Here is a 13,335-nt window from a genome sequence, read left to right as displayed (position 1 = left end):
TAATCAGTGTGTCTGGTGTTAACACTTCTCCTAAACGAGCCTGATATTGGGCACGTAAGTAACGTGCAAGTTGGTTCGCTCTTTCGTTCAATTGACGATATGTGAGCGCTTCACCTTGATAAACCAACGCAATATTCTCTGGCGTCGCTATCACCTGCTCTTCAAAAACCTGATGTAATGTCTTCTCTTGTGGGTACGCTGAATTGGTGTCATTCCACTGATATAAAAGCTTCTCTTTCTCTGCGTTAGACAGGATATCAACCTGTTTAATTGTTTGTCCTGAGCTATTAACCAACCACGATAAGACCCGGATATACATCTCCTGATAGCGGACGATGGTCTCGTTATCATACAGAGCGTTGGCAAAGTTCCATTTACCGTGAATACTCGCTTGGCCGTCATCCAACAATAAGCTGATATCAAACTTAGCAGGGGTGTAACCAAGCTCCTCCATGTCTTGAGAAACGAGTGGAAACTCACCTTCTACTGGGTTATTGCCAAAGCGCTGCACTCCAAACATCACTTGAAATAATGGGTGCCGTGATGGATCTCTCTCAATATCCAGCTCACTGATCAGCTTTTCAAACGGCAACTCCTGATGCACTTTGGCATCCATTACTACTTGGTGGACTTGCTCGACAAACGAATCGATATCTTGTTCTGGCTCTACTCGAGTTCGTAGTGCCAAAGAATTAACAAAAAAACCAATTAAATCGTGCGTATGCGTATGATGACGGTTATCCGATGGCGTTCCAATCACGATATCCTGTTGATTCGCGACTCGGCTCAGTAACAAGTAAAAGCCACTTAAGAGCAATGAATAAAGCGTGGTGTCTCTTTGTTTAGCGGATTCCCGTAAGGCTTGAGACAGCTCGGCATTAAGCACGAAGTCAATATCTTCCCCCACATAACTCACTTGCGCAGGCCTTGGGTAGTCTGTCAGTAACCCCAATGGTTCATAACCTGATAATTGTTCCCGCCAATATTGAAGTTGCTCATCAAGCACCTCTCCAGTCAGGTGATCTCGCTGCCATTGGGCATAATCACTATAGCTAATCGATAGCTCAGGTAGTTGAGCTGGGCGCTGCTCTATTTCAGCTTGATATAACTCAGAGAGTTCACGCATAAATACGTCTGAAGACCAACCATCGAATGCAATATGATGCCAAAGCAATAAAAGAAAACGTTCACCGTCGCAATCATATCGGCACATACGGAACGGGGCTTCAAACGAAAGATCAAACGGGTGCTTCACGTCGTTCTTTAGGCATTCCATTAGATGCTTTCTATCACCTAGGATTTGGTGATCAACAATAATGCCTTCTGAGCGCAGCTGAGTGTAGCAGTCCCCTTCATCCGTTTGATGGTACGTGCTATTTAACACTGGATGGCGAGCTATGATCTTGGTAATCGCGCGGACTAAAGCTCCTTCATCAGTATCATCTTTTAGGGTAGCAATATAAGGGATATGGTAGCTATCGGTTCCTTGTTCATAGCGTTCTATAAACCATAACCTTTCTTGCGCAAACGAAACTAGGTCAATGGCTCCAGTGCTTTTAGTTATTTCTATGGATGTGGAGTCTAAGCATTTACTTAACTGTCCTACTGTCGGGGAAGAATACAACGTAGACAATTTCATATCTAGCCCGAGCTCTTTCTTAATTCGTGCACTTATACGAACTGCACAAATAGAGTTTCCCCCTATACGAAAGAAACTATCAGCAGTCCCTATATTTTTAGCACCAATCTCTTGCTCCCAAATCTCACACAGTTTCTCTTCGATCACATTGATGGGAGCCACATAGTTGGCACGCTGAATAAATCTCGGCTCAGGTAAGCTTTCACGAGCTACCTTGCCACTGACATTGAGTGGAAATTTACTGAGAGCAGTTATGGCTGATGGAACCATATAATCCGGCAGCGTTTCTACGAGGCGTTCTCGTATTGTTTCGACAAATTCGTCTGAGATAGATTCTGGGTCACGGGGCTCAACATAAGCAACGATGCAATGTTCACTTTCCGTGCGAGGATAGACGAGTGCTATCGCCTGCTTGATGGTATTGATTTCTGTAATAGCCGATTCTATTTCGCCTAGCTCAACTCGAAAGCCACGAATCTTTACTTGAAAGTCATTACGGCCAATATATTCTAGCGCTCCATTGCTTAACCTCCGGACTTGATCCCCTGTCTTATATAATCGGCTAACGCCTGTATTGTCACCTGAATGGTCAAAAGGACTAGAGATAAAACGTTCAGAAGTTAACTCTGGAAGGTTTAAGTACCCTCTAGCTAATCCAACCCCACCAATGTAGAGCTCTCCCTTCTCTCCAACGGGTACTGGAGACAAAGTTTCCGATAGTACAAAGCACTCTTCATGATCATTGGCAAAACCTATAGGGATATAGCCTTCTTTTTCGTCTGTGTAGCCAGATAAATCAATAGATGTACTACAAGTAGTAGTCTCAGATGGCCCATAACCATTAATGACTCGAATCCCTCGATGCTCCAGTGTTGAAATGTCCTCCCAACGTATTCTCTCAACCCCAGTAAGCACCGATCTCAATTTATAATTGTTTGCAAACCTTGCACTTATACTCTTCCCATGTATAAAGTTAGGCGGAATGTAGGCAAACTCTATCTCTTTATTTATCAAATAATTAAAATAATCATCTTTATTTAAACGAGTCTCAGAATTAATGATGTGAAGCTCTGCACCTGACGTCAATGCTGAAAATATCTCATATACTGAGACATCGAAAATATACGAGGTCCAAAAAGCATTTTTAGTGCTTTCATGTACAAAATTTTCTGAGCGAAGTAGTGCTATCATCGATCTGTGCTCGATCATGACACCTTTAGGCTTACCCGTTGTCCCTGAGGTATAGATGACATAGGCTAGGTCACTGGAAGTGCTAATAGGAATTAAGTTATCCGAGTAAGAAGTCTCATAACGCTGATGATCGTCTACCGATAATAAGGTCGGAATAGACGAGAAAGAGGATACACAGTGGTTCAGGAAACCAAAGTGATTCCCATTGTGTAGAATAAAACTTGCATTTGAATCCTCCAATATCAACCGAGTACGATGCTGAGGATATTCAGGGGAAATGGGCACATAAGCGCCGCCGGCTTTCATTACCGCCAAAATACTAACTATCATTTCTATCGAACGATCTAGATACAACGCGATCAGACTGTCTGAAGTCATCTCGACACCCTGTGTCTCCTTAAACAGGGTGCGCAACCGATGTGCTAGCTGATTAGAACTCGTGTTAAGGTCTTTGTAGCTAATTGATATATTATCCAAAACTACCGCAATGCTGTTGGGTGTTTTCTTGACTTGGGATTCAAAAGATTCATGCAGTGTTGGATAAATAGGAAAAGAGTATGTAGCCTCTTTTTTCGTTTGACATACGAACTTACTAAGTTCATTGCTGACAGAAGGCAATTGCTCGTTACTTTCTTTTTTATCAATTCTCATAAACAAGCTTACCTGTAAATATTATTCTAATAGCGGATTACTTTTAATGACTCCAAGGTGGCCTAGTTACCTAAAAGTTGCTCCAGCAGGAAGCAATGTGATAGTAAGGCGTATCTTCAATACTAATGATTGCTTTTCTTACTGTCGGCAAAATCCCCCCATCCATGACTTATCAACTATTCAAAGCCTAGTTTACAACGGCAAACTACGCAAATAATCGTGAGCGTCCGAGCAAGTACATCTTCAACCGCGTTCATTAATTCCTTATTTTGTAGTGGCATAGTTAGTTTGGCCACCTAGTTAGAGGTGATATCATCACCTCATAAGATAACAGGTGACATTATGACAAAACGTACGAGAAGACTTTTTAGTGCAGAATTCAAACTTGAATCTTCTCAATTAGTATTAGATCAAAATGATTCAATCATTGAAGCAGCTCAAGCCATGAATGTGGGCAAATCGACCATGGATAAATGGGTGCGACAATTAAGGGAAGAACGTCAAGGCAAGCAACCAAAAGCATCCCCGATAACATCTGAGCAAATTGAAATTCGTGAGTTAAAGAAGCAATTAGCGCGTCTCCAGGAGCACAACGAAATATTAAAAAAGGCTACCGCTCTGTTGATGTCAGACTCACTGAACAATTTTCAATAATTGATAGGCTTAAGCAGAGCTATAGTATAAAAACATTATGCGAAGTGTTCAGTATTCATCGTAGTAGCTACAAATATTGGCGAAAAAGACCCACAGATATTAACGCTGATAAGGTCAAACTTCGTAGCTTAGTCAGTGAGGTACACACGGCAAGTAATGGCTCTGCTGGGGCGAGAACAGTCGAGTATATGGTGACTCAACAAGGTGTTTCGTTAAGTCGATATCGTGCCACTAAGCTGATGAAAGAGCTCGGGTTAGTGAGTTGTCAGATGCCGAAGCACAAATATAGAAAAGCAACACAAGAACATATTGAAATCCCCAATTATCTGGGGCGACAATTCGCCGTTACAGCCCCAAATAAGGTGTGGGTTGGTGATGTCACTTATGTCTGGGCTGGTAATCGTTGGATGTATTTGGCCGTTGTGATGGATTTATTTGCCAGTAAAGTGATTGGTTGGGCCAAGCAGTAAAGACTGTCACTGGGCCGAGTTATGCCGCGATGCTAAAGGGCTATGTGAACGTTGACCCATACCAATGTATTTTATGTGGTGGGGAAATGGTTTTTCATCGATTTCAATCCGGGGCGCCATTACATAAGCAGGTCTATGACGTTCAAACATTGGAAAAACTAAAACGGGTGGAGGTTTAGCGGGGTGAGTGTATCTGCAACTTGGGTTTGAGTATGATAATCAGCCAACCCTATCAAAAAGTCACCACCGGATAGATTAAGACTGAGGTGATAACCGATTAGATTTGGGTTATCGCAAGGGGCTGTCCTTTAGAGAGAACTTTCAAATTCCTTACCGTCCAGCTAAACTTTGTAACGGAGCCAGTGAGACTCATGGTCTCAAGTATAGCTTTTAGGAGCAAATATACCCGTGATCATTGAACATGCAGGTCATTCAAACAAAAACCTTGATTTATTTTATAATGAGATCATGATGTCTCTATGCGACAAATATCATTAACGCCCCAAGAAAAAAAGTATTTGAATCACAGCACAGAACATGCCGTGATGGACGGCAGCGTGACCGAATAAAAGTGATCCTACTGCGTTCAGAAGGCTGGTCTACCTCGATGATCGCACAGGCGATGAGACTCCATGAAACCAGTGTTATCCGTCATCTCGACCACTTTTTTAACGCAAAAAAACTCACACCAGAAAAAGGAGGCTCTGAAGGTTACCTTAATGATGAACAAACGCAGCAACTTATCGAACATCTTACAGAATTCACCTTTTTTCATACTCACCAGATTTACCGTTATATCGATAAAAAATGGGGCATTAAATATACCGTTTCAGGTTTAAATAAGTGGCTTAACCAGCATGGTTTTAGCTACAAGCAGCCTAAAGGTGTTCCACATAAGTTTAACGAAGCATTGCAATCGGCATTTATTGAAGAATATGAGTCACTAAAGGCCACAGTGTCTGAGAATGAGCCAATATTGTTTATGGATGCAGTGCATCCGACTCAAGCAACAAAGTTGAGCTGTGGTTGGATAAGAACAGGTGAATATAAAGTGATGAATACGACGGGTAGTCGCACTCGCTTAAACATTATGGGGGCGATTAGATTAGGGTACTTATCAGAAGCCATAACAGCTCAATACCAGACCATAAATGGTGAGTCGGTTATCGCATTTTTAAAGCGAGTAAGAGCACAATATAAAGCCACTGGTACCCTTCATTTGATACACGATGGTGCGGGTTATCATCGTTCTGATGATGTAAAAAAGAAAGCAAAATCACTCAACATAGCGTTGCATTATTTACCGCCTGACAGTCCAAATTTAAACCCTATTGAGCGACTTTGGAAAGTGATGAATGAACATGCTCGCAACAATCGATATTTTGCAACGGCTAAAGTGTCTCGACAGCAAATTGACCATTTTTTGAGTGCACATTACCTGCTATTGGGGATACTTTAAACGGTAGGATTAACGACAACTTTCAAACGCTACTATCTGCATCTTGAAGTCACTTGAGTATAGAGTCATGAGAATTGGTGAAGTTATAAATTTAGCTAGACAGAAATTGCGGCAGTTCCGGCTTAGACCCCCAAAACGGAACTTTATAATGATGAATAGCAATGATGTCATCCTTGAGGGGATAAGACCGTTGCCCGCACCAGCTCCCCATGAAATAGCCAATATGACCCCGAGCGAGTGGAAACAAGCCACTCGTTTTGACAGCGTCGATATCGGCTGGATTGTGATGAGTATCGGCATGGCAATCGGCGCTGGTATTATCTTTTTGCCCGTACAAGTCGGTGTGATTGGATTATGGGGGTTCTTATTGTCCGCCATTATTGGCTATCCCGGCATGTATCTATTTCAAAAACTCTTCATTAATACATTAGCCGAATCGAAGGAATGCACTGACTACCCAGGGGTTATCAGCAGCTATTTAGGTAAAAATTGGGGTATCGTCTTAGGCATACTTTATTTCATTATGCTGCTCATTTGGATGCTAGTCTATTCCTTGACACTCACTAATGACAGTTCCTCATACCTTTATTCATTTGGTGTCACTGAAGGTCATCTCAATGACAATATCTTCTATGGACTCGCCCTCATTTGTGTCTTAGTGTTTATCGGATCCATTGGTGAGCGTTTCTTATTTAAATTCTCAGGTTTTATGGCAGTAACGGTATTAGTTTTGGTTGCCGTAATGGGATTTCTATTAATATCACGTTGGGAACTGGCCAATATCCCTGCAATAGGCTCTTGGGGCGACATGCTCAAACAAGCCATTATCACTCTACCTTTTTGCATAACCTCTATTTTGTTTATTCAATCGTTAAGCCCGATGGTGATTTCATACCGCTCTCATGAAAAATCCATTGAAGTGGCTCGTTTCAAAGCGTCTCGCGCCATGAAAATAGCCTTCGCAGTGCTCTTCATCAGTGTGTTTTTCTTCGTAGTGTCTTTTACCCTTGCCATTAGCCCTGAGCAAGAACGTGAAGCGCAAGCAAAAAATATCTCTGCACTGGCCATCATCGCTTATTACTATCCTGGCAGTTGGGCCACCATAACTGGCATAGTGATCAATATTTTTGCCGTCGTCACCTCATTTTTTGGCATATTTATGGCTTTTCAAGAGGCCTGCCGAGGTCTTGCAATGAACTTGCTCTTACGTCGCTATCCACCAGAGAAAATCAGCACCAAAAAAGTTAATCACGCCATTACCGTGTTTATTATTCTTTTAGCTTGGGGGGTCATTGCCATGAACGCTCCCATCTTATCTTTCACGTCCATAAGCAGCCCTATTTTTGGACTGGTCGGCTGTTTAATTCCGGCTTATTTGGTATATAAAATTCCTGTATTGGCTAAATACAAAGGTTCAGCCACTTGGTTTATCATCATGATAGGCATCCTTTTGTGTATCTCGCCCTTATTGGCATTTTCATTTTCAGAATGGGCATAGAACCCTTTAGGATGCTTATCCTAGAGGCCTTGGTTCTGTCGCAAACAGCATCAATGCTTTATGCGACAGAACCTCAATAAGTTCAGAGTCAGTCAACCTCTCTGATTTGTTCTGGTCTAATTCCATCGACACTTAATTTTAAGACAGTATCGTTAATAAATTAAGAGGTCTATATGAGTTTGAAGAAATCGCATAAAAGTTATCCGCAAGCATTTAAAGATGAAGCAGTCTTGATGGTGCTAGAGCAAGGTTACAGTGCTGCAGATGCTGCCAAGTCACTTGGCGTGGGTACAAGTCTGCTTTATACCTGGAAAGAAAAATATGAATCCAAGCAACAAGGATTGACTTTAGAAGAATCTGAGCGTGATGAACTAAAACGATTGCGTAAAGAAAACAAAGAATTGCGCATGGAGAAAGAGATCCTAAAAAAGGCAAGCGCCTTCTTTGCGAAAGAAATGAAGTAAAATTTCAGTTTGTTAAAAAACACGCTAATCAATTTCCTGTAGCGCTGTTATGCCGTGTGATGAGTGTCAGTAAATCTGGCTATTACGATTGGTATAAACGCCCTGCGAAGGTGATAAACCTTGATACGTTGATGCTTTATCGCCGTGTTCGGCATTTATTTAAGAAAAGTCGAGGCAGTCTAGGGAACCGTGAAATGGTGAAGCGATTACGCAAAGAAGATTATCAAGTTGGCCGTTATTTAGTCCGTAAAATCATGCGACGTTTACGACTCAAGGTGACTCAACGCCAAGCTTATAAGGTGACAACAAAGCGAAAACACAATGATAGCGTTGCAGATAACCTGCTAAACATGAACTTTAATCCAATTTCTGCTAATCAAGTTTGGGCGGGTGACGTGACTTATCTGAAGACGGGTGAAGGCTGGATGTATTTATCTGTAGTGATGGATTTATATTCACGTCGTATAGTGGGATGGCACATAGATAAACGCATGACGACAGACTTGATTTCTAAGGCATTAATGAAAGCTGATAACCTTCAGCAACCGCCTAAAGGCTTGGTATTTCACAGTGACAGAGGCTCACAATACACCAGTAAGCAATTTGGCAAGCTGTTATCGAGTTATGAGATCCGTGCCAGTATGGGGGATGTGGGCGCATGTTGGGATAATGCAGTCGTCGAGCGTTTCTTTGGTAGCTTGAAACACGATTGGATTTTAAAAGTTAATCAACCAACAAGAGAGTCTATGAAGAGAGATGTGGCTGACTATATGAAATACTACAACTTAGAGCGGCTTCATTCTGCTAATGGCGATCTGTCACCTGTAGAGTTTGAATATTCTCAACTAAAAGTGCCCAATTTGGGTTGACCAGTACAACCAAAGTGTGTCGGTTATTATGGCAATCTAAGGATAAAGATGATTATCACTAATCAATATAGAGGCAATATATTCTAGAGCACTCTCTTCTTTCATTAGATTATTATGATTATAGCCATGCATCTTCAAAATCCTTATGTCTTTATTGGTAACAGAAGGAACATTATTTTCTATTTCAATTAATTTTTTTTGTTTGTTCCCTGTATCATCAAAACTCAAATCTATTTCTAACGCTTGGAATAAAGTTATATTTGTATGATTAAATTTTCCAGAAACAGAAGCTGGGAAAATATGCCTCAGCTCAAGATCAAAAGTTGAAACCGCGCTCTTGATATATGATTTTGAATGCTTATTTCTTTTAAGAGCTTCTCCCCAATTATTAGATATTTTATCACATTGTGAAGGCGAATAAAAATGTGATATATTATCGCGATATATAATTGTATCTAAAAGATAAACAGTAATATTATTAAACCCATGTTGCTCAAGTTGATATGCCATTTCTAATGCAATCTGCCCTCCCATAGACCATCCTAATAAATACAATTCAGTGGTTTTATCATGAATTTGATTAACTAATAATTTTAAATATAATTTAGCAAGTTGGTCTATTGAAGTAATTTTGTTTTCATTTTCCATATTGTAATTATCAATTCCTAGGCAATTATAATACTCTCCTATTTTTTCTACTAAACGAAAATATATTTCACAACCAGATCCACCTGCATGAATCATAAATAGAGATGGTTTATTAGAGATAATACCATTAAATTCTTTCAACAAAGAATAACCCTTTTTGTTTTTATCTAAAATTTCTCCTAAAGAATATATCGTTCTTGAGATATATAAGTCCGATATATTTAATTTAGCTTGAAAATTAAGATTGATTAAACTAATCAATCTTATAGCTAAGGGGGAACTACCTCCTTTATTAAAGAAATCATCATATATTCCAATTTTTTCAAGTCCTAAAACCTGACAGTATAGATCCTCCAAATCTCTTTCAGTTTTATTTCTAGGTGATAAGTAGCCTTTATTCATTATCTCAACCACAGGTAAAGCATTATAATCAACCTTACCTTGAGGTGTTAATGGCAATTGATCTAGCTGAATATAGACGGTTGGTAACATATAAGGCGGTAATAAATTTTCAAGGTATTCTGTCAGATAATTTTCTATTGATAAATCTGATAATTTAACTTCCGCCATCTTCTCCTGTTCCAATGATATTTTGCCAACTGCCAAACTATAATTGATCCCTTCGTACGGCGCAAAGTTCAATGAACAGCTGCCAATTTTCTCTTTCAAGAGACTTTCTGATAAATGTTGTGCTTGATAACCTGATTTAATCAAATCTTCTGGGGCATTACTTCCCTTAAAAGTAATCAATCCGCCCGCATTACATAATATCTGCCCTACACCTGAAGTTCTCATAAATAGATCATGCACCGATAAATCATATTTACACTTATCATCCTTCCCATGCCTAATGAACTCTTCACCCTGCTTTGATAAATAATCAAAATTAGACTCAATATTTATATTTGATAAACCAGAGTTTCTCTTTTCATTTTCTTTATGAAGGCGTATGCTAGCTAAGCTATAATAGTCTGTATGTTTTTCCAATTTACTTTCAATATTTAATTCACCTCGATAGTTAATACTCCTCAGTGAATTGTCAAGTAAAAATAAAATATGTCCTAGCTCCAGCCATGCCAAGTAAATTGAGCGATCAGCATATAATGGTTCTATTGCCGGTAAATACAATCTAAAAACCAGATACATAGCTGATTCTTTATTTTCAACATATAACATTTCAGTGGCTTCTATCGGCGCCAAAGTACTCTGGATAGGATTATAGTAATAATATCCTTTACGACATTCTGATAAATTATTATCAGAAAAAAGATAAGTTTGAATCGCATAAGTACTCTCTGGAGAAGGGTATGGATATTTCGGAATAACTCTATCCGATATCTGAATAGCCCTTAATGGGCTAAGTAATTTTTCAATTTCTAATAAAGATAGTCTATCTCCCCCACCACCTTTCCTTAACTCATCCTCTTGATAAGAATAATTAAAATCTGTTCTTTGACTAATTAAATTTAATAAAAATCGATGCGTAAAATCAAGTGAACTTTTATTAAATTGTCGATAACTCTTACGCAAATAATAATTAGTTTTATTTAATTTGATATTTTTCAAAAAGTAATCAGGATTAGTACCCTTTCTTAAGCCTCTTTGTTCTAATTTAAACTGAATATCATCATCGACCACCTTTTTTTTCTTACTTCTTTTCAAAGGAGATACATCTGATTTACTTAATACAAAATAGGCTACGATTTTATTTTCTTGAACTGCCATCACAGCTTCATCAACACCTTTAATTTGCATTAATTTTGCTGAAATCTCCCCCAATTCGATACGATAACCATTGACTTTAATTTGATTATCAACACGACCCTCAAACTCAATGTAACCATCTTTATGCCATCGCCCTAAATCTCCAGTTTTATATAAACGCCCTAACTGAGAGTGAATAATAAAGCTTGATGCTGTCTTTTCATCATTACGCCAATAACATGAAGCAACACCTTCTCCTCCAATATGTATTTCTCCTAATACACCAACAGGGCAATGTTCTCCAAAAGCATCAAGAACATACATTTTCTGATTCGGCAATGCCATACCATAGGGAATTGATGCCCAATCATGATTCACTTGATCAACTTCATACCATATTGACCATATACTTCCTTCAGTTGCCCCTCCCAAACTCATCACGACCATCTCTGGGTTTAATAATTTCATCTGAGCCGGTAAATTCAATGGAATCCAATCACCACTCATAAGAGAAACTCTCAATGACCTTAATCTGCCACCAATCTCATGTACATATTCAACCAATAAGTGCATAAGCTGTGGCACACTATTCCATAGCGTTATACCATGGGAGCCAATTAAATAATACCAATGTGCCAAATCCTTACTTTTTGATTGCTCTGGAAAAACAATAGTTCCCCCTGCGGCTATCAAACCAAATATATCATAGACTGACAGATCAAAACTCAACTCCGATAGGGCTAATATTTTATCTGAAGGATTTACCTCAAAGCGATCGTTGACTGCCAATATCGTGTTAACTGCCCCACGATGCGTAATTGTTACACCTTTAGGCTTCCCAGCACTCCCTGATGTAAAAATAACATAGGCAATATCATCTAAATCAACTGTTGGCAATGACTCATTATCTGATGAAACAGATGCATCATTTATAATATCTTCTATAATAATCCAATCATATGTGAATTCTTTCTTACTACCTTTAATTAAGTCTTGGTAAGCTGAAGAGGACACCAATATATGAGAAACATCGCCTTCCAATAATACTTCATTAATTCGACCTGATGGCCATTCAACATGTAAAGGCAGATAGGCAAAACCAGATTTCATAATCCCCAGCGCTGAAATCACTTGTAAGTAACCCTTTTCACTCAGTATCCCTACAAGCTCAGCTTTACTCTGTTTATCACGATATAGATAATTGGCAATTCGACTACTTTGTATCCCTGTCGTCTCGTAACTATATTCACCTAAAGCATCAATTACTGCTGTAGCATTACCGTAATCACTTATGCTCTTATGACATACATCCACCAAGGTCTCTGTTACCACTTGTTGAGTAGCACTATTTCCCTGCTTCACTATTAAACTATCTTTCTTAGGCAGTGATAACAACGGCACCACTTCTTGCCAATCTCTCTCTGACAAATACTCTAGTAATTGACAGTAGTCATTATGCATACTTGCAATAACATCCTTATCAAACAACTGATCCACATAATCCCATTCAGCGACAAGACCTCCTTCCTGCTCATAGGCTTTATTATCTAGATATACTTGTGTCGTCTGCGTGATAGAATAACCAATACCTTTGTAGCCTTTTAAGTTTTCATCAGCATTTGAATCACCCGATAGCACACTGGTTAACACCACTGGTGATAGTGACTTACTGACTGGGATACCTCGCTCATGGTAAATAAGACGCTGAAAATCAATGCCGTCAAATAAATTATGCTCTATATCTTTCCACAAATCTTGGTGAACTTGTGTGATGCTTGATGCTATCGTTTGATCAACATTGCGTTTAAAATTAAATAACTCTAAAACTGTAAAGTCACCTAAAATACTATTGACCTTTTCATGCAGAGGTAAGCGATTAAATAAAGTAAGGTTTACACAGAATGAAGAGCTACCATTCCATCTCGACAAAACCAAACCATATACAAAAAGTATAATACTAGTACTACTCACCCGATACTGTTCGGACTTGGCTTTCAGTTTATCCCATATCTCCTTGGGAATTACTTTTTTCTTACGAGAAAATACCGGATGTTTAATAGTTGCCGGATCAGTTAACATCGGCAAATT

4 protein-coding genes and 3 pseudogenes are annotated in these 13,335 nt (G+C 39.2%); 5 read left to right on the top strand and 2 right to left on the bottom strand.

Features of this window, described 5'->3' with window-relative positions; translation table 11 throughout:
• On the bottom strand, nucleotides 1-3,481 hold a 3,481-nt coding region (locus Q0976_RS23605), incomplete at its 3' end, for an amino acid adenylation domain-containing protein (protein WP_299497259.1).
• Nucleotides 3,482-3,823: 342 nt separating this feature from the next.
• Here Q0976_RS23605 and Q0976_RS23600 point away from each other — a divergent pair.
• The 5 genes and pseudogenes from Q0976_RS23600 to Q0976_RS23580 form a co-directional block, all read left to right on the top strand.
• Nucleotides 3,824-4,596: pseudogene (locus tag Q0976_RS23600) on the top strand (IS3 family transposase); the annotation flags it as partial.
• A 23-nt stretch (nucleotides 4,597-4,619) separates the two neighbouring features.
• Nucleotides 4,620-4,784, top strand: a pseudogene (locus Q0976_RS23595) (IS91 family transposase); the annotation flags it as partial.
• Between the two features lie 311 nt (nucleotides 4,785-5,095).
• A pseudogene (locus Q0976_RS23590) lies at nucleotides 5,096-6,111 on the top strand (IS630 family transposase).
• 176 nt (nucleotides 6,112-6,287) lie between these two features.
• A complete protein-coding gene (locus tag Q0976_RS23585; RefSeq protein WP_299497261.1) occupies nucleotides 6,288-7,562 on the top strand; it encodes a hypothetical protein in 1,275 nt (424 codons plus the stop codon).
• A 173-nt stretch (nucleotides 7,563-7,735) separates the two neighbouring features.
• A protein-coding gene (locus tag Q0976_RS23580; RefSeq protein WP_299497257.1) for an IS3 family transposase occupies nucleotides 7,736-8,895 on the top strand; the annotation gives its coding sequence in 2 pieces (ribosomal slippage) (nucleotides 7,736-7,985 and nucleotides 7,985-8,895; 1,161 coding nt in all).
• Nucleotides 8,896-8,931: 36 nt separating this feature from the next.
• On the opposite strand, the gene Q0976_RS23575 is transcribed toward Q0976_RS23580, so the two are convergent.
• Complete coding sequence (locus Q0976_RS23575; RefSeq protein ID WP_299497255.1) at nucleotides 8,932-13,326, bottom strand: amino acid adenylation domain-containing protein; 4,395 nt, start codon at nucleotides 13,324-13,326, stop codon at nucleotides 8,932-8,934.
• Nucleotides 13,327-13,335: the final 9 nt, after the last annotated feature.

The sequence above is a fragment of the uncultured Shewanella sp. genome, assembly GCF_947501665.1.
Lineage (GTDB): Bacteria > Pseudomonadota > Gammaproteobacteria > Enterobacterales > Shewanellaceae > Shewanella.
This window is presented reverse-complemented; position numbering and strand designations above follow the sequence as displayed.

Coding starts and splice junctions, on each gene's coding strand:
- Q0976_RS23585 (WP_299497261.1), top strand. CDS start 6,288: ATGACCCCGAGCGAGTGGAAACAAGCCACTCGTTTTGACAGCGTCGAT.
- Q0976_RS23575 (WP_299497255.1), bottom strand. CDS start 13,326: ATGTTAACTGATCCGGCAACTATTAAACATCCGGTATTTTCTCGTAAG.